A 21,692-nucleotide genomic window follows, 5' to 3' on the forward strand; every position below is an offset into this window, starting at 1 on the left:
GAGGGAAACGGTCATGACCCTTGGCTGACTTGACCACGGCAGGATGTTCGGAGTACAACCCTTCCCCTGTCGCTCACGCTCCGAGTCCTGTTTCCGACGGTTATGGTAACGCCAAATGACAAGATCCAAGATGCTGTTGCTGGCCGTGCTCGCGGCCAGCGTTGCCGGTGCAGGATACTGGTATCAGAACACTCGTCAGAGCAACGCCGGCACGGCCGCCAAAACGCCGCCGCCGGTACCGGTCACGGTCGCCAGGGCGACGCTCGGCGATATTCCCATTCTGCTGGAGGTGGTGGGACGCGCTGAAGCGTACGAAAGTGTGGCCTTGAAGGCACGGCTGGACGGACAGGTCCTGGCGGTGGACTACCGCGCAGGGCAGGCTGTCCGACAGGGCGAGGTTCTGGTCCGGATCGACCCCGGCGACTTCGACGCGCGGCGGCTGCAGGCGCAGGCCAATCTGGCCAGGAGCGAAGCCCAGCTCGCCAAGGCCAGGGCCGACGTGCAGCGCTATCTGGCCCTGCAGGGACGCGGCTTCGTATCCGAGGAAAAGGTCAACGAACTGCGCACCGGCGAAGCCGCCGCCGCCGCGACGGTCAAGGCCGACCAGGCCACTCTTGAACTGGCCAGGCGCCAACTCGCCTACACCCACATCCGCGCTCCATTTGCCGGCGTGGTCGGTGCGCGCCTGGTGTTTCCCGGCTCGGCGGTCAAGATGAATGAAACGGTGCTGGCCGTGGTCAATCGCGTGCAGCCGCTCTACGTGACTTTTTCGATCCCCGAAAAGCATCTGCCGCGCGTGCGCGAGGCCATGGCCAGCGGCGACCTGCCCGCCAGGGTGACGATTCCCGGCGAACGGGAGGCGCGTTTCACAGGCACGGTGCGGTTTATCGACAACACCGTCGATGCCGGCACCGGCACCATCCAGATGAAGGCCTTGCTGGAGAATCGTGATCAAGCACTGACCCCCGGACAATTTCTTCAGGTCAGTCTCTCTCTGGCCACCCTGAGCAACGCCGTGGTCGTTCCCGCAGAAGCCGTGCAGCAGGGGCCGGACGGCAACTTCCTGTTTGTCGTGCGGCCGGACAACACCGTGGAACCCAGGAAGATCGAAGTGTCGGCCAGCTACCGTGGCCTTTCGGCGATTGGCAAGGGCGTTGCCAGCGACGAAACGGTCGTCACCGACGGCCAGCTCAGGCTGGCCCCCGGATCGCGGGTGCAGGTGAAACCCGCGCCGCCGGCCGTTCCCGCCACCGCCCAGACTGCCGCCACACCAGTGCCGGCCGCCCAGCCGGGTGGCAGCGCCCGATGAATCTGCCTGAACTCTGCATTCGCCGCCCGGTCATGACCACGCTGCTGATGGCGGCGTTCCTCATTTTCGGCCTGATCGGCTATCGTGCCCTGCCGGTCGCCGAATTGCCGACGGTCGATTTCCCGACCATTGCAGTGACCGCCAACCTGCCCGGCGCCTCCCCGGAAACCATGGCGGCGGCGGTCGCCACGCCCCTGGAAGGGCAATTCTCGACGATCGCCGGCCTCGATTCGATGACCTCGACGAGCGCCCAGGGATCGACCACGATCACCCTGCAGTTCTCGCTCGAACGCAACATCGACGCCGCCGCGCAGGATGTGCAATCGGCGATCTCCGCCGCCTTGCGCAAGTTGCCGCCGAACCTGCCGGCGCCCCCGTCGTTCCGCAAGGTCAACCCGGCCGACTCGCCGGTTTTCTACATCACCCTGCTGTCACCGACGCTGCCGCTGTCGCTGGTCAACGAATACGCGGAAACCCAGCTCGCACAGCGTCTGTCGACGATCCCCGGCGTCGCCCAGGTGCTGATTTTCGGATCGCAGAAATTCGCCGTACGCGTGCAGGCCAACCCCGACCAGCTCGCCAGCCGGGGAATCGGCCTCGACGAACTGCAACAGGCGCTGGTCCAGAACAACGTCAACCAGCCGATCGGCCAGCTCGATGGCAGCCGCCAGACCTTTGCCATCAAGGATGGCGGACAGCTTGCCAGCGCCGCGGCCTATCGCCCACTGATCGTTGCCTGGCGAAATGGCGCGCCGGTGCGGCTCGACGAAGTCGCCACCCCGATCGACAGCGTCGAGAACAACAGGATCGCCAGCTGGAACGTCGACCGGCGTGCCATCGTCCTGGCAATCCAGCGTCAGCCCGGCGCCAATACCATCGAGACGGTCGACGCCATCAAGCGCATCCTGCCGTCGTTCCAGTCCAAGCTGCCGGCAGCGATCGAGATGAGGGTGCTGTTCGACCGCAGCATTTCGATCCGCGACGCGATCGACGACGTCCAGTTCACGCTGATCCTGGCCGGCTTCCTGGTGATTCTGGTGATCCTGCTGTTCCTGAGAAACCTCTCGGCGACGCTCATTCCGGCGCTGGCGCTGCCGATTTCGGTGGTCGGGACCTTCGGAGCGATGGCGGTCCTCGGTTACAGTCTCGACAATCTTTCGCTGCTGGCGCTGACCCTGAGTGTCGGCTTCGTCGTCGATGATGCGATCGTGATGCTGGAAAATATCGTCCGCCACGTCGAGCAGGGCAAAACACCGTTCGCGGCGGCGATCGAGGGTGCCCGCGAGATCGGTTTCACGATCCTTTCGATGACCGTCTCGCTGATTGCCGTTTTCATTCCGGTGCTCTTCATGAGCGGCATCGTCGGCCGCCTGCTGCACGAATTCGCGGTCACCATCTGCGTCGCCATCCTGGTCTCCGGCTTCGTATCGCTGACCCTGACCCCGATGCTCTGCAGCCGCTACCTCCGGCACGCCGCGCCCACTGCGCATGGCCGTCTGTTCCTGATCTTCGAACGCTTCTTCACCGCCCTGCTCGCGGGCTACGAGCGAACGCTCAAGCTGGCGATGGCGCACCCGCGCAGCGTCCTGGCGGTTTTCGTCGCCACCCTGCTGCTCACCGGCCATCTGTTCACCGTCGTGCCCAGGGATTTCCTGCCGAGCGGGGACTCGGGTCAGATCGTCGCCTTCACCGAAGGTGCGCAGGACGTGTCCTTCGCCTCGATGGTCAAACATCAACGCGCGCTCGCCGAAATCGTCGCGCAGGAACCCGACATCCGCTCGTTCATGTCGGCCGTGGGGGCCGGCGGCATCCGCCCGACGGCCAATACCGGCACCATTTTCATGATCCTCAAACCCCGCTCGGAACGCCGCTCGTCTCCCGATCAAATCATTCAGCGGTTGCGCCCCAAACTGGCGGAAGTGCCGGGAATCAAGGCGTACATGCAGAATCCGCCGGTCATCCGCATCGGCGGCCAGCTCACCGCCGCGCAGTATCAATACACCCTGCAGGACACCGACCTCGGCGAGCTGTACCAATGGACCGCCACCCTGACCGAAGGTCTCCGCCAGTTGCCCGGATTCGTCGATGTCACCAACAATCTCAACCACCTCAGCCCGGTGCTGGCGCTGGACATCGACCGCGACAAGCTGGCGACGCTCGGCCTCAGTTATGGACAGGTCGAAGATGCCCTGCAGAGCGCATTCAGCGCGCGACAGGTGTCAACGATCTACGGTGCGACCAATCAGTACCAGGTGATTCTCGAAGTCGCGCCGGAATACCAGGCCAACCCGGAAGCGCTGTCACGCCTCTACGTGCGCAGCAGCAACGGCAAACTGATCCCGCTCGATACCGTGGCGCGCTTCAGTCGCAAGACGCAGGCGCTGACGGTGAACCATCAGGGGCAGTTGCCGTCGGTCACTTTGTCGTTCAACCTGTTGCCGGGGGTATCGCTGGGTGAAGCGGTGGACCGGATCAAGGGGCTCGAACAGCAACTGCGCATCCCGGTCTCGCTGAACACCAGCCTGCAAGGCACCGCACAGGCCTTCCAGTCGTCGCAGCAGGGCCTCGGCGTGCTGCTGCTGGTGGCGATTCTGGTGGTGTACCTGGTGCTCGGCATTCTCTACGAGAGTTTCATTCACCCCCTGACGATTCTTTCGGGGCTGCCGTCGGCGGGCCTCGGCGCGCTGTTGACGCTGCTGTTCTTTGGCGTCGATCTCAGTCTCTACGCCTTCGTCGGCGTCATCATGCTGATCGGCATCGTCAAGAAGAACGCGATCATGATGATCGACTTTGCGCTGGCGCAGCAGCGGCAGGCGGGCATGGCCGCGCGCGACGCGATCTTCGAGGCCTGCCTGATCCGCTTCCGGCCGATCATGATGACCACCATGGCGGCGCTGGTCGGAACCCTGCCGATCGCCCTCGGCCTCGGCGCCGGCGCCGAAGTCCGGCGACCGCTCGGTCTGGCGGTGGTCGGCGGCCTGCTGCTCTCGCAGTTTCTGACGCTCTACCTGACGCCGGTGATCTACCTCTATCTCGATCGATTTTCGCGAGAGGAAGTGCATGCGCAAGCCTCCGCCTGATACCGGGTGCTGCGCGCGAGATGACTGGGTGCGAATGAAAGTGTTGGTCGAGGTGCCTTGTTCGATCAAGATGCGTTGGCATCGGTGATCACCCCTCCCCCGCGAGGGGGAGGGGCATATCGGGACCTCCCAACACTTTCATTCACACCCGAGATGACTGCCGCGCTTGACAACTGAAAGCCCGTTTCCGGCACTTGAGGTCAATTCCTGATTCCGGGGAAAGCGGAAAGCCGACGCCCGTTTGCGGAAGAAGAGAGATTCGTGAGTTGCTGACGCCAATCTCCCATGCAGGCAGCTTACTCTTCGAGCAGGCTGCGGAGCATCCAGGCGGTCTTCTCGTGTACTTCCAGACGCTGGGTGAGCAGGTCGGCGGTGGGCTGGTCGTTCGCGGCATTGACCACCGGGAACAGATCGCGCGCGGTGCGTGCCGTGGCTTCCTGGGCGTCAACCAGGTACCGGATCATCTCGGTTGCCTTGGGCGTCCCTTCCACCTCGCTGATCGAGCTCATCCGGCTGAACTCCTTGTAGGTGCCGGGAGCGGGATGCCCAAGTGCGCGAATCCGCTCGGCGATGACATCGAGCGCGTTCCACTGTTCCGTGTACTGGCCCATGAACATCAGGTGCAAGGTGTTGAACATCGGTCCGGTAACGTTCCAGTGGAAGTTGTGCGTCATTAGGTAGAGCGTGTAACTGTCGGCCAGCAGGGCGGACAGGCCATGGGCAATCTTTTCGCGCTCGCTGGCGCTGATGCCGATATTGATCGAAGGGGTTTGGGTTTTCCTGGCGTTCATCGTCGTTTCTCCTGGGTTGAAGGCATTGGGGGGAAGAAGTTCGACCTCTTTCCGTGCGGATGGTCTTCCTTCTCGATGCCCGCGAGCCGCATCGTCCTGTGGTTTTCAGGAAGCCGAGGCGGGTTGCTCGGGCACCTGACGAACACATTCTATGCAGAATTTATCGATCAATCAAATTGATTATAAACATAAATTTGATAGTTTATCATTATGATGCGAGCTGGTCACAGCCTGCGCGGCAGCTTCGCTGTCGGACCCTGATCGTGCGCCCGGCAAGAAAGGGAAAAGATCACGACCCTCATGATTGACAATGATTCTCATTTTCTTACAATGAGGATCATCGTCGATCTCATCCTTTCTTCTGGTGGAGGCCGTGGATGTACGTTTGCGTATGCCGGGCAGTGACTGAGCAGCACATCCGTGAAGCAGTACAGGACGGTGCACGCACGCTGAAAGACCTTTGCCTGAATCTTGGCATTATCCGGGATTGTGGCCGCTGTGCCAGGTGTGCCTACGAGTGCCTGCAGGATGCACGTGGCGGCACCAGGCCGGGACACGGCAAACGGTGAGCGTTACATCGCTTGGCCGAGCAATGAGATCCGGAGCCACGCTTCCTTTGCTCGGGTCTGACAGGGGTCAATTCTGCAGCCTGGGCTGCCCAAGGGTTTTCATCGCTCCCTCGACGATATCGTCATCCAGGGGGGCTGGCGCTGATCCTGCCTGATGGACTGGGGCCACGCAGGCAGGCAACTTGGTTTCCTGGTCGTCTTCGCGCTTCTCGGCTACGCCTTCCGGGCGCTGATGCGGCGGCTGGCGGAACGCGACCGCTGGCGTGTGGCACTGATTGTCGGTCGTGGCGCCGAAACTGCAGCGGCTGCGGGAGACCGTCTTGCCGAGTAACCGAGCGCTGGGGCTTGGGTGGTGCGTGCACAAATCCAACCTTCGGCCTCACCGGCCATTGAGGATGGCGAGGGTAGAGAGCCGGTATCGCCCGGATTGCTGTCGTTGGCGGTTACTGTGAAAGTCGCGTCAGCGACTCACGAATCTCCCCTCCCCCCCTCGCGGGGGAGGGGCCGGGAGAGAGGGGAACGTTCATGACTTTCATGATCGGGGGTGCCTGGAAAAGTCATGACCGCTTGGGTCGGATGAACATCAGCTGACTACCTGGGGGAACGCGAACGCTCGACCCTAAGCGGCGGTTGAGAGCACGAAAAGCAGATCAGGCTGCCATGCGATACGGCATGCTATCAGTCCAATGATGGTGAATGTAGCCATTGTTGAGCAACAGGCTTGTGATCGTCTGCTCGCTGACGTCGAACTCGGCGGCGGCTTCTTCCCTGGCGTATGAAGAGAAATCACTGCCCAAAAAGGATGTCAATGAATCGATGGGGCAAAGAAACTCTGCGGCGAAAGCGCGCTGATACTTCTGACGGAAAGTCGATAGGTCGGTTGATGCAAGCCAACGCGCTTCGCGGGTCGAGGGACGGAGGTACTCGCCCAGGAAACGCGCCAGCTCGAAGCGCCGCCCTGCAAGGTTGCGCCTGCGAGGAACGAACTTCAATTGGTGATCGTTCAGCGGTATCGCCACCGCGACTGGCGACCGTCCAACCGGCGCCGACCAATTGGTTGCGGCTTCACTGCTGATGCCAAGCAAGTCATGCAGAGTGCGGTCGGGAACTGGGCCGCTGACATTGCCCATCTTGTTACGAAGCGCACGAGCGTCATGAATCGCGCGCTCCCAGGGTGCCCCGTGGTCCAGGTGATCGATGCTGTCAGGCGAGATATCGGGGATGCCAACAATTCCGCTGGCGCTAGCCAGCTGCCCAATCAGCGCCAAATCCGGGGTGGCTCCCGACGCTGCAATCGCCGGTGCCAGCTCTGACAGTGCCGCCTCTCCGACCTGGCTCTCCCACAGCAATGCCGCGCTCAGCGCTCGTTCCGGGCACTCCTTGGGATCGAATCCCAGTTCGGCCTCCAGCTTCCTCCGGCGGATAGCCTCGGGATCTGCTGAATTTTCCTGCACGAGGGCCCACAGGTGCGCCAAGTTCGACCCCGCGTACCCCTTGGCATCCAAGCGGGCCAGCACGCTGCATATGAAGCGCTCGACGCTCTGCTGAAAGCCAGCCAACGTGATCGTTCTCGGCACCTCCAGCGCTTGCAGGTATTGCACCGACTGGTCCGGCGCCATCGACGTCCCGGCCCACACGTGAATCGCCTCACCATCCGGGATCAAGATGACGCGTGGCCATACGAAACCGTGATTGGCTGCACCGAGTTCATGGACCATACGCCAGTCATGGCCAGGCTGCTGCGTTGGCAGGGGCTCATGGTTGAGGCGCCACCACGAACTCGCAAACCACATAGCCAGCGGGTAGGCAGAGACGAAGACGTTGTCACGTACGGTCTCCGCCCAGATGTCCTGGTTCCGAGTCAGGCTGATGTTGTCGACATACATGTCGACCCAGGCTGCTGTAGCCATGACTTCCGGTTCCCCGGATGCTGATGCCATCCACTTGGCGTTGATGCGCAGCTCAGCCATTGAGGCACCCCCAACGACGAATGACTTCCAGCGACAGCGGATCAGTCTCAGGGATGGGGTATCCGTGATAGGTCCCTGAATCGGGGTTTTCAAGCTGCGCTTCCATGGCAAAACCGTCGTCAGTGACTGCCCATACGTTCTTCGGCCAATCGCCGACCATCCGGTCGCTCACAAGGCCCTTGCGCAGTCCCGCGCGAAGTAACTCTTCAGCTTCGTTACGCTTAAAAATCTTGGCGAAATCGCACAGTGATTTCCCTTGTCTTGGATCGGAGGGTGGAACGAGCCCAAAATCGCCGGGGTTCTTCTTATGCTCTGGGTTGCCGCCATAGCGAGCGCGACTGGCCAACGCCTGGAGTTCGGCCACGCGAACTTCCGCCTCAGCGGGCGAGAGTAGTTTGCGCTTGGGATTGAACTGGGCATAGCGACGCTTCATCGTGTTTAGGGCAGACCATTACCGCTCTTGAGTTTACCAGCTAATTCAATGGTACTGGCCAAAGTGAGGGTAGTTCGGTAGTTCGCGTTCGTCATCCGGGAAAGCTAACGGTCAAGCCATTCAAGCTGACAGCGACAGCAATCGGTGCGACTCCAGCCATCCATCCTCGCCACCCCCAACGACTGCTCTGGCCGACCCCCCCGCCCGTTGTCATCACCTGCCGTTCAGCCGGCTTGAGAGTGTCTACTAAAGCCGGGGCGATTCACAATCCGAGCGGCCTTCCTTGAGTTGCCGGAGGAACCACCCGCGAGATTTCGTGGCTAGCCGCCGACTTTGGCGCCGCTTTTGGCGAGGACCCAGTTGGCGCGTGGGTAGTGGCAGGTGTAACCGCCGGGATAGCGCTGCAGATAGTCCTGATGCTCCGGCTCGGCTACCCAGAATTCGCCGACCGGCTTGAGTTCGGTCACCACCTTGCCCGGCCACAGGCCGGAAGCATCGACATCGTCAATGGTGTCGAGCGCGACCTGCCGCTGCGCCTCGTCGACGTAGTAGATGGCCGAGCGGTATGACGATCCCCTGTCGTTGCCCTGGCGATTGCGCGTCGTCGGATCATGGATCTGGAAGAAAAACTCGAGCAGGCGCCGGTAGCTGGTACGCTCGGGATCGAACACGATCTCGATGCCCTCGGCGTGGGTACCGTGATTGTGGTAGGTAGCATAGGGCAAGTCGCCGCCGGTGTAGCCGACGCGCGTCGACAGCACGCCCGGCAGGCGGCGAATCAGTTCCTGCATGCCCCAGAAGCAGCCGCCGGCGAGCACTGCACGTTCAGAATGTGCCATCACTGCACCTCCACCTGGTCGATGTATTCGCCATAGCCTTCTGCTTCCATTTGCTCAAGCGGAATGAAGCGCAGCGATGCCGAATTGATGCAATAGCGCAGACCGCCGCGGTCGCGAGGGCCGTCGGGGAAGACGTGACCAAGGTGACTGTCGCCATGCGTCGAACGCACTTCGGTACGAATCATCCCGTGACTGGCATCACGCGATTCGTTCACGTACTCTGGCACGATCGGCTTGGTAAAGCTCGGCCAGCCGCAGCCCGATTCGAACTTGTCACTCGACGCGAACAGCGGTTCACCCGAAACGATGTCGACGTAGATGCCGGGCGCGTCGTTGTGCAGGTACTCGCCGGTTCCCGGGTATTCAGTCCCGCTGCGCTGGGTGACCCGGTACTGTTCGGCATTGAGGGCCGCAATCGCGGCTTCATTCTTCGTATAGCGTTTCATCGAAAGGGCTCTCCGGTTACGTTGGGGGACAGCGTCAATCCGCCTGTGTTCCCGCGAAATGTTCCGAGATCTGCCGCATGGGCCTGCTCTCTGCGTTGATTCACTGCGCGCCACGCTTCGCTGTCCAGGACCTTGTCGCAATTAGGAAGGCAAAACTTACAGCCGCCTTTAGCAGCCGGCACGCCGCCACGGCTGGCACCAGAGCAAGACAGCCGAAACCTGCCTGACCAATTGCTGGATCAGAGTGTCTGGCAAACGCACTGCGGACTGCAAATTCCACCCGCTCCCGCCTTACTTGCGCCCTTCGTCTTCGTATTGCCGCCGCAATCGGTTTAGACCCTGCCAATCAGCTTCAGCATCGCCGTACTCGAAGAACCTGGGATAGCGATCGTGAGCCGCGACTTCGCACGCATACACCACAACGCCATTGCCGTACGAGCAGTAGAAGCAAGCGAATTTCTCGATCAGGTTTGAGGTATGGCAGATCTTCCCGATCGAACACCAGAAAGTCGGGAACGTCGACGGACGGCCGCTGAGGGAGACAAAGCGGACGCATCGACAGTTCAACGCTTACGTCGGCTTCGGCCGAGTTGTTCGCATAGCCTGTGCGGCAGGTTTCAAAGTGAGGCAGCCGCTCGAATGACCAGCAGTTCGTAGAGATGTACGGCTGCACCTGGCCGACGTCCACTACTCACCAAACCTCGACACTACTCACTGCCTGCCATACCAGACAGCGGTTATTTGACGGCATGGCCCGATCCTCAAGCAGTTCCATTCCGGCTCCCAGCGCGAGGGCATGTACCTTTTCGAAATCCCGTATTCCCTGGTGTGGCGCTTTTTCCTTGAGCCAGCGGTCGAAACTGGCATTGCTGTCGCTGGTGAATTGGCCGCCGTAGTTAAAGGGGCCGTAGATTGCCAGTTTGGCGTCGCGAGCCATGATGCCGGTCAGGCCGGCGAACAGGGACTCGACCGCGGCCCAGGGCATGATGTGCAGGGTGTTGGCCGAGAAAATCGCATCGTAGAGTCGGACCGGCCAGGTTTTCTGCACATCGAGTTGCAGGGGTGGCGGGGTGTTAGGCAGGGAGCTTGCGTCCAGCCATGCAGAGATGCCGGGCAGATTTTCTGCGCGATCAGAAGTTTGCCAGGTCAGGTGCGGCAAGTGTTCGGCAAAGAAGATGGCGTGCTGGCCGGTGCCGCTGCCGATTTCCAGCACATGGTGGCGATCGGCGAAGTGCTGGCGCAGCACGTCAAGAATCGGTTCCCGGTTCTTTTCGCAGGAAGGCGCGTTGGGTTTTTCCATGGTGGCCTCGAAGCTGTCGCTTGCCATGATCGGCGAAGCCGGCGCAGCCTGCAAATCTGGCCCGCCAAAATGGCGCCCACTACTGGGCACCCGGTAATTCATCTCAATGGGAGTCCGTTCCCCGCTGTATCGCTGACCCCTAATCCGAAAATTCAGCGATGGCGGTTTACCGGTGCGAGGCCCAGACCAATCGATCCAGATTTTGGGGGATTCGTCACCCAAGTGTGGGCCGGATTTTCCCTACGGGTTCCTTTGAAATCGGGATCCTATTCTTTCGCTCCGGCTTCAATCAGTATCCGCTCGATGTCCTGATGTCCCCTCGTTCGAGCGTACTGCAGTGCATTTGAGGTCGGTTTGGCACCTTTGGACAGCAGGAATTTGACCATGTCGAGCCGCCCTCTGCCGGCGGCCAGTCCGAGTGCCGCTCCACCTCCCTCATTGACATCCATTCCTGCGTCCAGAAAGAGTTTCACACCTGTCATGTCGCCATTGCCAGCGGCTTTTGCAAACTCCTGCCCGTTGTATTCCAGTCCCATGGTCTTCAAATCCTTGCGAGCCTGAACGGGATCAGGAGTAGCGGAAATGGCTTGGCTGGCGTAGATCCCGCCCATCACCGTCATGGCGGCGGTAAGCAAACAAAATAGCTGATTCCCCATTTTTCTAGGCATTCTTGGTCTCCAATTCCTTACTGGAATGCACCGGCGAGAGCCGGAAGGTCATTGTGGTAGCCGCATTCTGCTGCGAACCTGATGGAATAACAAGGGCGCGCCTGTCAGCTATTCGGCTAAGTGAATAGGCGGCCGGTTGTGGCCGACAGTACGCATTGAGCATCATGGCCACCGTTGCATGCTGAAGTGAAGAATCAGGCTCCGACCAACTGAGGTTCCCCCGAAATTTCGTCTGCCCAGGGCGACCTAAAATTGAGTCACTTTTGGAAGGCCAGACATGAAGATAACGAAGCCGGCCGATACGACCGAATTCAAGGAACGGGCGGTCAAGCGGGTCAAGGAGGGTCAGCGCATCAGTGCCGTTGGTCGGCGACAATTAGGGTGACCGGTTAGCGACAACTATGTTGGCCGGTTGGACCTGAAGTCGGGAGGGTCCGGCAGCGAGGGATATCGTGGTCTTTTGACGCGAAGTTGAAAGGCTCTGGATGCCCGGCAAGAAGATAACGGACCAGCAAGTGAGAAAGTACAAAGAAGCAAGGAGGAGGGCGACGCAAGAGATAGCGGCGGCCCGGAGGGGGATCAGCGTGCGTTCGGCACGACGGATCGAGAAAGCGGAGGAGCTGCCATCGCAGCGGGATCCGCGGCATTGGCGCACGCGGCCGGAACCGCTGGCAGGGGTGTGGGAAACGGAACTGGTGCCATGGCTGCAAGGGGCGCCGGGGCTGGAAGCCACGACCCTGTTTGAGGAATGACGACGCCGGCACAACGGGCAATACGGCGACGGCGTATTGCGGACCCGGCAACGGCGGGTGCGCGCCTGGCGGGCGCAGCACGGAGATGAACGGGAAATTTACTTTGCGCAGGCCAACCCGCCGGGACGGCTGGGGCTGTCAGACTTCACCGTTTGCGACGAATTGGGTGTGGTGATCGCGGGGGAAGCATTCGCGCATCGGCTCTATCCGTTTGCCCTGGCTTGGTCAGGTTGGCGGCATGCGGAAATCGTACGCGGCGGCGAAAGCTTCGCGGCCTTGGCGCAAGGACTGCAAAATGCCCTGTGGGGGTTTGGCGGTATGCCGGAAGAACATCGCACCGACAGTCTCTCGGCGGCGTTCCACAACCTGGCCGAGGAAGAAGAACTGACGCGGCGCTACGACGACCTGTGCCGCCACTACGGCATGCGAGCGAGCCGCAACAACCGCGGGCAATCGCACGAGAATGGGCGCCATCGAGTCGCGGCAAGGCACCCTGAAGAACGCCGTCGAACAAGCGCTGCTGCTGCGCGGACAGCGTCACTTCCAGGACCTTGCGGAGTACCAATGTCTGGTTGCCGACGTGGTGACCCGCCTGAACCGGCGTGTACAGGCCAAGGCGGCAGAAGAGCGCGCCAGCCTGCGGCCATTGCCACCGCGGCGCACCAGCGAGTACGAAGAACTGGAGGTGCGAGTCACGAAGTTCGGCACCGCCAGCGTCAAGCGGATTCTCTACAGCGTGCCGTCGCGGCTGATCGGCCACCCGCTCAAGTTCCGTATCTATGCGGAGCACGTCGAAGGCTGGCTGGGCGGCGTGTGCGTATTCCAGAGCGAACGCAGCGTCGTTCCGGTCGCCAAGCAGCGCGGCAAGAAACTCGATGACCGCCACCTGATTCCGGCACTTCGGAAGAAACCGGGTGCCTTCGCCCGTTGGGCGCTGCGCGACGACCTGTTCCCGCGCAGCGAGTACCGGCAGAGGTGGGATTGTCTCGTCGAGAACCTGCCCGAACGGGAAGCCTGCAAGCGGATGGTCGGCCTGCTCGACATCGCGGCACGGGGTGCCTGCGAGGCGCAACGGGCCCTCGTGCTAGCCGACCTGCTCCAGGCCGGCACGCTGCCGGAGCTGGACGGACTGGAAGAGCGCTTCGCACCCCGGCAGAGTGATCTGCCGCTGGTCGTCGTCTTGCCGGAACTGAAGAGCTACGACCGCATGCTGGAGGGGGCCGCATGAGTGCGATCGAATCCGCCACCTTGCCGATGCTGCTCACGGAATGGCGGCTGCCGACGATCAAGCACCTGTGGGAAGCGCTGGCCGAGCAGTCGAACCGCGAGGGCTGGCCGGCCGAGCGTTTCCCGAGCGCCTTGTGCGAGCACGAAGTCAATGAACGGCAGATGCGCCGCATCGACCGTCATCGCCTGGAGTCCTGTTTGCCACCGGACAAGCGGTTGTCGGACTTCGACTTTGCGGCCGTGCCGACGGTATCGAAGGCCCATGTCACGGCACTGGCCGAGGGGGACAGCTGGCTGGAGCCAGGGGCGAATCTCCTCGTCTTCGGCCCGCCTGGAGTCGGCAAGACGCACCTGGTGGCCGGCATTGGCCACGAGTTGATCGCCAAGGGCTATCGGGTTCTGTTCACGCGTACCAGCGATCTGGTGCAGCGCCTTCAGGCGGCGCGGCGGGACTTGCGCCTGCCGGCAGAGCTGACAAAGCTCGACCGCTTTGACCTGCTGATCTGCAACGACTTCAGCTATGTGCGGCGCGACCAGGCGGAAACCTCTGTGCTGTTCGAACTGATCGCGGAGCGGTACGAGCGCAAGTGTCTCGCCATCACCGCCAACCAGCCGTTCTCCGGCTGGGATCATGTGTTCGCCGAACCGGCCATGACGCTCGCCGCCGTCGATCGTCTCGTTCATCACGCCAGCATCTTCGAGATGAACGTGGAGAGTTTCCGCCGCCGCTCTGCTCAGAAGGGGCTAGCCCCCTTCTGAGCAGAGCAAAAACCCACAAGCAAGACCGAAGGGGTAGCTACCCATTGCGCCTCGCTTCCACCGGCCAGGATAATTGACGCTGGGCAGACCGACTGGCTGAGGCAAGGAAGGTGGGCAGATAACCCCCCAGAAGTTTAGACACGCGCTGTCCCCGCTCGCCGGGATTTCCTCGGAAGCGAGCGATCGCTGGCACGACGATCGCAACCAGTAGCGGCGTCATCTCCTGTCGTGATAGCGTTGCGGTTCCAAGTCCAACAAGGAGATTCCTCAATGAATGAACAACCCATCAGCCAGCGGCTCAAGTGTGCCTCGATCGGGCTGAGCGTGCTTTCCCTGGTCCTGCTCGGTGCATGCGGCAAGCAGGTGGAGCCCCAGGTCGACCGTGTTGCTGCGGAAACCAAAGCAAAGCTTGAGGCGGAAGCGAAGGCGGTCGAAGCGGCGGCGCAGGAAGCCGAAGCACGGGTGATTGCCATCGAGAGCTACGTCTACGCTTATCCGCTGGTTACGATGGAAATGACGCGCCGCATCATGACGAACGTGGAGGCACCGCAAGGCTCGCGGGCTCCGATGGGGCACTTCGTCCGGATGCGCAGCTATCCCGACGCGTCGTACCGCGATGTCACGGCGCCGAACGCTGACACGCTCTACACGACCACCTGGATCGACGTATCCAAGGAACCCTGGATACTGAGCCTCCCGGACATGAAGGACCGCTACTTCCTTTTCCCGATGCTCGACGGCTGGACCAACGTGTTCCAGGTGCCGGGCAAGCGGACGACGGGCACGAAGGCGCAGACCTACGCCATCACCGGTCCGGGCTGGTCGGGCGAATTGCCCGCTGGCGTGACCGAGTACAAGGCACCGACGGGTCTGGTCTGGATTCTCGGGCGCATCTACAGCACCGGTACCCCCGAGGACTACAAGGCGGTTCACACATTGCAGGACAAGATCTCGGTCGTGCCTTTGTCTGCCTACGGGAAGCCCTACTCGCTGCCTCCTGGCACGGTCGATCCGGCCATCGACATGAAGACCGCCGTGCGCGAGCAGGTCAATGCGCTCGATCCCACCGCGTACTTCAAGCTCTTCGCAGAACTGCTCAAGACCAATCCGGCGGTCGCTGACGATGCCCCGATGCTGGCCAAGCTGGCCAAGATCGGCATCGTTCCGGGGCAGGATTTCGACGTCGCCAAGCTGGATCCCGCCGTAGCCAAGGGCCTTGCCGGGGCGCCCAAGCCAGCTCAGGACCTGATCATGGACTGGATGAAGGCCGGTATCGTGGCGGGCGACATGAAGCTCGAAAACGGCTGGCTGTTCACGACGAAGACGGGCCTGTACGGCACGAATTACCTGCAGCGTGCGCTCGTCACCGCGATCGGCCTCGGCGCCAACCGGCCGGAAGATGCCGTGTATCCGACTTCCACGGGACCGGACGTTGCCGCCAAGTACGACGGCGAGAAAAAGTATGTCCTGCACTTCGAAAAGGGCCAACTGCCGCCCGTGAACGGCTTCTGGTCACTGACGATGTACGACGCGGACTACTTCTTTGTCGACAACAAGCTGAATCGCTACACCCTGAGCCAGCGTAACAAGCTCAAGGCGAATGCGGACGGATCGGTCGATCTTTACATCCAGAACGAATCGCCGGGCAAGAGCCAGGAATCGAACTGGCTACCGGCACCCAAGGGTGGCTTTGTCCTGATGATGCGTCTGTACTGGCCGAAGGAACAGGCGCCGTCGATCCTCGATGGCAGCTGGAAGGTTCCCGAGGTCAAGGAAGCGTCCTAGCCGGGTGCCCGGGCCGGTCGGCTGCCGCGTCTGCCGCTGAAGGACTCTGAAGACAAAAAGCCCGCCATCCGGCGGGCTTTTTCTTGCCGCGTGGGCGCATTTGAAATCAGGTGCTGCCCCGTGCAATCGTGATCCAGAGGAAGACCCAGCGACCTGTGCAGTTCGAACTGACCGAGCCGACGAGAGCAGCCGTCACCGCGTGGCTGGAAAAGTCTCAGCGACGCGGTGACCAGTTTCTTTTCCCAAGTCGGGTGGCAAAGTCGCTGCATGTCTCGACTCGGCAGTACGCAGGGATCATGTCGGACGCGTGCTGACGGCCATCAAGAGACGTAGCGACTGCGAAAAATCGTCAGGTTCGAACGACGGGTAACTGATCCCTAAGCCGCCATCAATTGCTCGAGTCGTCAGTCTCTTGGTCGGCCTTTGCTGCCGTTGGCCTGTCGCGTTCAATCGGGCGGCAATGTTCGCTTACCTGTCGTTCAGACGTGAGAGGGTTCGAACGGCAGCTTACCCTATAGCGAATGCAAACAAGCGACCAAGCGAGGCCGCTGGCCTTTCGCCTAGGCAGCGCGTACCTTAGAACGCACCCCTACAGTACTGTATCTCGATCTCACGAATGAATGCCAATGCCTGCTGGGCTTTGCCCTACTTGTCCGACCGGTCCCGCTTTCGCGCCATCGCCTTGAGCACCGGCGCGTCTGTGATCCCGTCCGGAATGACTGGGATTTCGTCTACGTCTAATGCCACCATGTCGGAATCATGCTCACCGATTTTCCAGGCAGGCCGGACATAGATATGCCCCTTGAGCAAATATTGCTTCGACTCCAAATCAGGCACCTCGCTAGGCTTATCAGGCAGTTTGACTGGCATGAGGTAGAACGCGCCGTATTTATCGAACTCCTTCAGGAAGCCATCGAGATTTTTGGTGGTTTCCGGGGTCATCCAGTTAACGCGCGACACTAGGGTGAAAGTTTTGCTGGTTCCAGGCATCCGCTCAATTCGGTCGATATTGGGTCCAACGATAACAGCATAGTGAGTCGGATTTGCCTTCGAGACTCCAGTGATGATCGCGATACGCAGATAATCGTCCATGTCTGCCTGCCCAAACCGGGCGCTCCACTCCGCAAAGATTCGTGAAGCCGCCTCCATATTTCGGAACATTAGCCCCATGACGGGCGGCGCTGATCCCGACCAACCATAGAGGGTGCCGCCCCAACCGGCCTGATCCCAGATCGGCACGTTGATGGGGGACAGCACCTGTCGCTCGGTGTGCTTTTGCTGAGACGTATCCATCAGTTCCTTCGGTGGCGGCCCTTCACCTCGCTTGGCAGGCCCCTGGGGTGAAGAACTCACCGCAGCCGGCGTAGAGGGCCGCCAGTATTGATCCCGCAGGCAGTCGTACCACTTGTCGTCGGCATCGATCCAGTCAGTCAGGCGCACCTTGGCGTCGCCTCCAAACAGGTTTCTGCCGATCGCGAGGACATTGCCAAGCATGGTGGCGCGAGCAAGGCCGCGCTCGTCCCCGGCGATCCGCGTCATCCATTCCTCGGGCGAGCGGATAATGAAGCAGCGGGCGGCGACCATCGCCGTGGTTTCGCACAGAAAGTCAGTAAACTTCGTCAGAGCTTCGGCGTTATCAAAGGTGACGCTCTCGCCAGTGAGCACCTCGGCGTGGACGCCAGCGGTGCCTTCGACCCAGTCAAAGGTCGGCCCGGTGGTTTGTTCCTTGACCTTACGCAGACAAATCACAGTCCGTTCAGCATGGGGAAGCAGGTCTTCCTCATCGCTGGTCGACAGGAATGCTTCCATGGCCCCCAACAGCGACTCCGAGACGCCGACCGATGTGGGATCGTTCGGGCAATCGATGACGAACTCGGCACCCAATATAATCGACCGAAGCGTTGTTCGGGGGCCCTCGTTCAAGGTCGGCTCGGCTGGCATGTCCTGGCGAGCCGGGTGGTCCTGCCATTTCTCGAAGAAATCGTAGAGTTCGGCCGAGGTCTGTAGTTCATTAGGAAAGGCCTCTTCATTTGCGCGCTTTTCGTGTCCCAAGGCGTACAGGACGGCCGTTCGGGGAAGGTCGAGCCCAAGCCTCTGCAGTGCGTCGGGCAGTTGTTCCAGCGTCGACAAGCGCTTGAAAGGAACATTCAGGAAATGCATGCCGAACACGGCGTGCATGGACATTGTCTCCTCGAGGCTTCTGTCGTCGCCTTCGTCATCCTCTTCGAATTTCACCAAGTTGGCGCAATACCGTGTCCAGACTAGCGATTGAAGAATCTGTGGAACTCGGCCTAGCTGCAGTTCGATCCAGGTCAGGCGCCGGAGCAAACGGTATGCGATCAGCGGCAACTCACCTTCCGTAATCAGCATGCGAAAGGCTCGCTCGATCGCGACCAGGAGTTTGTTGCGCGCTGCCCAGAGCAAGCCCGCCTCTTTGTACGCGTAGCTCCCCGCGGCAAGGGTTAGGATCAGCTCGCGCTGATACTCCTCCTTGATGAACAGTTCCTCGGCGCGACCAATCCAACGGATGGCCTCATAGGGTTTGCCGTTTTTGAGCTTTTGAAGTCCACGGGCTTTAAACGAATCCCCGGCTTCGCCATCACTGATTCGCTGGCGCTCAATATCGACGACCACCTCATAAAGGCTGTCAAACCCGGGGCTGTCGAACATCTCGCTCATTTCATGAACCATCGAAGACAAGGATTCGAATGGGAACTGCCCGAGTTGCTTCGATTCCCGTGCGATCGTCTCGAGGTCGGTCCAGATGCCACCGACGGCACTTAAATCGCGGGCCCTCATGAGGTCAGTCAGACGCGCAAAAGTCCTGAGCATGCGCGCGAACAGCGCGTTGTTCGGACGCGCAACATCCGCTTCAAGCAACTCCAAGTGCTTGACCAGCGCGGCCTGCCTATCATCGACCCTCGTTTTGTCCTTGGGCAGGACGCCCCGCTCGTCGATGCCCAGCAGCAAGTGGTTCAGGTTTAACAGGCGCTCCTGGTCCTGTGCCTCTTGCGACCGCAGGACAAAGCGCTCGACTTCTTCGTAGAGCCGCAGGAACTCCGCGTAGTCCTCGAACCACCAGTGAGCCGTCCATGCGCGGTGATAGGCAATGCGCAACTGCTGCTGCGGGAAGGTGAGTTCCTGCGCCAGCCGATCAGCCATGGCAAATCGGCTCTCAACTTCGTGACGGGGTTTGTCGAGCGAACGCGCGAGCTTCGCGGCGCGAACACAATCTTCGATCAGTTGGTACTGTGCGCCCGCGTAGCGCGAAGGGTCTGATATCTGCGCATCCAGCTCGTCTAAGTCCGTGAGGCGCTCCGTGTCTTTCGGTCCAAGCCGAGCCTTCCGATCGGTGGAGGCGTTGTCGATCTGGAGGGCTGAGATGGCGAGCGGCAGGTGCCCATGGCTGTAGACGCGATCGACAAGCCAACTTTTGTCGACAATGTGGACGGGGATACCGATCTTCTTAGTCAGCGCATCCTCTGCACTAGCCCGCGATTTATCGCTGACAAACTGGTTCGTGAAGAAATAGATTCGCTTGTAGTCGCGCTGGGTCGAAAGAATATTTTTAACGTCAGATTCAAGTTTCGGTTTCCATGCCTTTTTTGCGCTGAAGGCGAATGCCCACCGCTCTGATCCGCCCGAGGGCTCACCGAGCCACCAGTGGTTGGAAATCTCCTGTGCGACAGGATACGTTTCTGAATCGACCTTACTATCACCGCCGCCCGTGGGCCCCGTTTGCACTCGCAAGTTGGGGCAAATCTCTTTCTCGGCGATCAGCCTGCAGAAATGCTCGAACTGATACTCCTCCTTCCGAGCGGTCAAGGTTTCTAGGTGATATTCAAAAACAGGCCGTGCGAGAATGGGACGCTCTTCAACGACACTGTCCGAGAAAAGGTCGGGATGCCTGGAGCGCATCAGCTCTCGTGGGCTCGGGAAATTGTTAGCCATTGTCTGGCCGACTCGGAAGCCCTCCGTGATTTTGTTTGCAGCGCCCATCTTGTCACACTCTCCTTGCACAAATTTGATGTATTAGGGCGCCGTGAGGCACAAACCGCTAATAGCCTCGTGATAAGCTTCTGATGAATTCATACCGTCAGTCACGACATGGCGTCGAAGGGCTTTTCATGGCCGCCCGTACTCATTGAACATCTTACCCCATGGTACACTGGCGCCGGCTTGGCTACGATTATTGAGGTTCCCTCGCAGGCTGCAATCGAGCACATTGCTGACGTCCCTTGGGACGTCTCCCAAGGGCAGTTCTGGCCGAGGTGCCGACAGGGTCAGTTTTCAGCGAACGGTAGCTTGAAGATCAGTAAGCTGCCAGAGGACTTGAAAAGGTCATCAGTCTCTTCTGGGTCGGGAGTGCGCATTCGCCAGAAAGGCAAGCTGCCGTTCGCGACCTATCAAGGTTGAACGGCAGGTAAGCGGTAGATTGCTGCCTGATTGAGCTACACAGGCCAACGGCCGTTATGGCTGATAGGCGGTCGTTCGCAGTGGTTCCTTGATCGCCTCTCAGTGATTGTTGGCATCCTCTCGCCTTGCCACGGGAATTGAGCGTCAACTCCTCACGTCTGCAGGGCACCTCGCGCCGCAATTCACGACGAGTGGCTGGAAGGATTGGGCTGGCTCGTTGAGCGTTACGGTGCTTGCCGATGACCGGATGACCTGCCTGCTGAAGCTTCGTCAGCTACCCGGCGCATACACCAGCTCGGGAACCACCATCTCCCACGATTCGCCTTGCGCGTTGATCCGGGACCGGTATGCCCCGCCACGTCCCGCGGTCGGCGCACATGAATGGCGGCGACGCGGGCTTCGATACCGTGCATGTGGGTTTCCGGTTCGAAGTGCTGCGACAGCGCGCCGACGTCGATCCCTTGCGCATCGCACAATCGCCAGCCCCCGGTCGATGTTTGGCGAAGCGCGATCCGGTTGCCTGCGGTGAGTGCGGCCAGTGCCCGGTGAATGGCGTGGCCGGGGGGATGGCGTGCGGCAAAGTCGAGGTCGATCTGTCGCCAGCCAAGGCGCCGATGGCGACGTGCCAGTTCGGGCGGCGGCGTTGGCAGCGGCGTCGCGTGGCGACGCAGGAAGGCCGGCGAGTCGGACGGCCCTCCTGGCAAAGCATCGAGCCAGGCCTGACCGCGATCGAAGCGCGCCAGCGCCAGCGTCTTGCGGGTGCGTGTCATGGCCACGTAGTACAGGCGGCGCGTGGCGTCCGCATCCTCGTTGGCGCCGCTTCGTAGCCAGTCGCCATCGAGGACCGCGACGTGATCGAATTCGAGACCCTTGGCCCGGTGCGCGGTCAGCAGCAGCAAGCCGGTCTGCCGACGGCGCGCTTCCCGGCTCCACTCGGCCAACCAGTCGAGAAAATGGTCGAGCGGCAATTCGGCGTCACCGACATCGAGTGCATACTCGGCCACCGCTTCGCGCAGATAGCTCCACCAATGGGCGTCAGGCCGACCCTCGGGCTGCAGTGCCAGCCACTGCCGGATCGTTGGCAGGTCGATCAGCGCACTGTCGCGCGTTCGCAACCAGCCGATCATCGCCTGCGTTTCGCGCAGAGTCCAGAAGCCGCTGCGGTCTTCATCGGCCTGCTGCACCGGCATACCCTGCAGTTCGCAATAGCTGCGCAGCGGGTCGAGTGAGCGCCAGTTGCCCGGCGCCTTCCTGGCGGGAGCGATCATGGACACCGAGTGGTTCGATCAGGAGCGCATGGACCTGTTGCGCCACCATGTGCTGCTGGTCGTCATGCCGGTCTTTTTCC

General features: G+C 61.0%; 15 protein-coding genes and 3 pseudogenes. 8 read left to right on the plus strand and 10 right to left on the minus strand.

The annotated features are described in order from the left end of the window. The first annotated feature begins 115 nt into the window (after positions 1–115). Together V5B39_RS01040 and V5B39_RS01045 are read left to right on the plus strand one after the other, a co-directional pair. Positions 116–1,309: an efflux RND transporter periplasmic adaptor subunit gene (locus V5B39_RS01040; protein ID WP_332340714.1), complete on the plus strand. Its 1,194-nt coding sequence runs from the start codon at positions 116–118 to the stop codon at positions 1,307–1,309. Then, entirely contained in the window at positions 1,306–4,389 is a 3,084-nt protein-coding gene (locus V5B39_RS01045) for an efflux RND transporter permease subunit (protein WP_332340716.1), read from the plus strand. The genes V5B39_RS01040 and V5B39_RS01045 overlap by 4 nt, the downstream gene beginning before the upstream one ends. A 296-nt stretch (positions 4,390–4,685) precedes the next feature. Here the strand turns inward: V5B39_RS01045 and V5B39_RS01050 are convergent, their stop codons facing one another. Next, positions 4,686–5,180, minus strand: coding sequence for a Dps family protein (locus tag V5B39_RS01050; RefSeq protein WP_332340718.1), 495 nt, complete (start codon positions 5,178–5,180; stop codon positions 4,686–4,688). 377 nt (positions 5,181–5,557) lie between these two features. On the opposite strand from V5B39_RS01050, the gene V5B39_RS01055 reads away from it, so the two are divergent. Then, the gene (locus tag V5B39_RS01055; RefSeq protein WP_332340719.1) at positions 5,558–5,749 is read left to right on the plus strand and encodes a (2Fe-2S)-binding protein; all 192 of its coding nucleotides are present in this window, start codon (positions 5,558–5,560) and stop codon (positions 5,747–5,749) included. Between the two features lie 154 nt (positions 5,750–5,903). Then, positions 5,904–6,080, plus strand: a complete 177-nt coding sequence (locus V5B39_RS01060) for a hypothetical protein (protein WP_332340721.1) — start codon at positions 5,904–5,906, stop codon at positions 6,078–6,080. 319 nt (positions 6,081–6,399) lie between these two features. On the opposite strand, the gene V5B39_RS01065 is transcribed toward V5B39_RS01060, so the two are convergent. From V5B39_RS01065 to V5B39_RS01095, 7 genes and pseudogenes are all read right to left on the minus strand, one after another. Continuing rightward, the gene (locus V5B39_RS01065) at positions 6,400–7,719 is read right to left on the minus strand and encodes an ImmA/IrrE family metallo-endopeptidase (protein WP_332340723.1); all 1,320 of its coding nucleotides are present in this window, start codon (positions 7,717–7,719) and stop codon (positions 6,400–6,402) included. Then, on the minus strand, positions 7,712–8,152 hold the full coding sequence (locus V5B39_RS01070) for a hypothetical protein (RefSeq protein ID WP_332340725.1): 441 nt from the start codon (positions 8,150–8,152) through the stop codon (positions 7,712–7,714). The genes V5B39_RS01065 and V5B39_RS01070 overlap by 8 nt, the downstream gene beginning before the upstream one ends. Before the next feature lie 320 nt (positions 8,153–8,472). Beyond that, positions 8,473–8,991, minus strand: a complete 519-nt coding sequence (gene msrA, locus V5B39_RS01075; RefSeq protein ID WP_332340727.1) for a peptide-methionine (S)-S-oxide reductase MsrA — start codon at positions 8,989–8,991, stop codon at positions 8,473–8,475. Beyond that, positions 8,991–9,437 (minus strand): peptide-methionine (R)-S-oxide reductase MsrB, encoded by a 447-nt coding sequence (gene msrB, locus V5B39_RS01080; RefSeq protein WP_332340729.1) that lies wholly within the window; start codon positions 9,435–9,437, stop codon positions 8,991–8,993. The genes msrA and msrB overlap by 1 nt, the downstream gene beginning before the upstream one ends. A gap of 291 nt (positions 9,438–9,728) precedes the next feature. After that, a pseudogene (locus V5B39_RS01085) lies at positions 9,729–9,984 on the minus strand (hypothetical protein); the annotation flags it as partial. A 144-nt stretch (positions 9,985–10,128) separates the two neighbouring features. Beyond that, the gene (locus tag V5B39_RS01090; RefSeq protein ID WP_332340731.1) at positions 10,129–10,737 is read right to left on the minus strand and encodes a DUF938 domain-containing protein; all 609 of its coding nucleotides are present in this window, start codon (positions 10,735–10,737) and stop codon (positions 10,129–10,131) included. Between the two features lie 266 nt (positions 10,738–11,003). Beyond that, positions 11,004–11,405 carry an ankyrin repeat domain-containing protein gene (locus V5B39_RS01095; RefSeq protein WP_332340733.1) on the minus strand — a complete coding sequence of 134 codons (402 nt, stop codon included), beginning with the start codon at positions 11,403–11,405 and terminating at the stop codon, positions 11,004–11,006. A gap of 485 nt (positions 11,406–11,890) precedes the next feature. On the opposite strand from V5B39_RS01095, the pseudogene istA reads away from it, so the two are divergent. The 4 genes and pseudogenes from istA to V5B39_RS01115 form a co-directional block, all read left to right on the plus strand. After that, positions 11,891–13,385: pseudogene (istA, locus tag V5B39_RS01100) on the plus strand (IS21 family transposase). Positions 13,386–13,411: 26 nt separating this feature from the next. Then, entirely contained in the window at positions 13,412–14,143 is a 732-nt protein-coding gene (gene istB, locus V5B39_RS01105; protein ID WP_434735637.1) for an IS21-like element helper ATPase IstB, read from the plus strand. Positions 14,144–14,413: 270 nt separating this feature from the next. Beyond that, a complete protein-coding gene (locus V5B39_RS01110; protein ID WP_332340737.1) occupies positions 14,414–15,928 on the plus strand; it encodes a DUF1254 domain-containing protein in 1,515 nt (504 codons plus the stop codon). A gap of 104 nt (positions 15,929–16,032) precedes the next feature. After that, positions 16,033–16,227: pseudogene (locus V5B39_RS01115) on the plus strand (tyrosine-type recombinase/integrase); the annotation flags it as partial. Positions 16,228–16,573: 346 nt separating this feature from the next. Here the strand turns inward: V5B39_RS01115 and V5B39_RS01120 are convergent. Further along, on the minus strand, positions 16,574–19,927 hold the full coding sequence (locus V5B39_RS01120; protein WP_332340739.1) for a hypothetical protein: 3,354 nt from the start codon (positions 19,925–19,927) through the stop codon (positions 16,574–16,576). Between the two features lie 641 nt (positions 19,928–20,568). Next, positions 20,569–21,612, minus strand: a complete 1,044-nt coding sequence (locus tag V5B39_RS01125) for an ATP-binding domain-containing protein (RefSeq protein ID WP_332340813.1) — start codon at positions 21,610–21,612, stop codon at positions 20,569–20,571. Positions 21,613–21,692 lie beyond the last annotated feature (80 nt).

It is taken from the genome of Accumulibacter sp. (genome assembly GCF_036625275.1).
Taxonomy (GTDB): domain Bacteria; phylum Pseudomonadota; class Gammaproteobacteria; order Burkholderiales; family Rhodocyclaceae; genus Accumulibacter.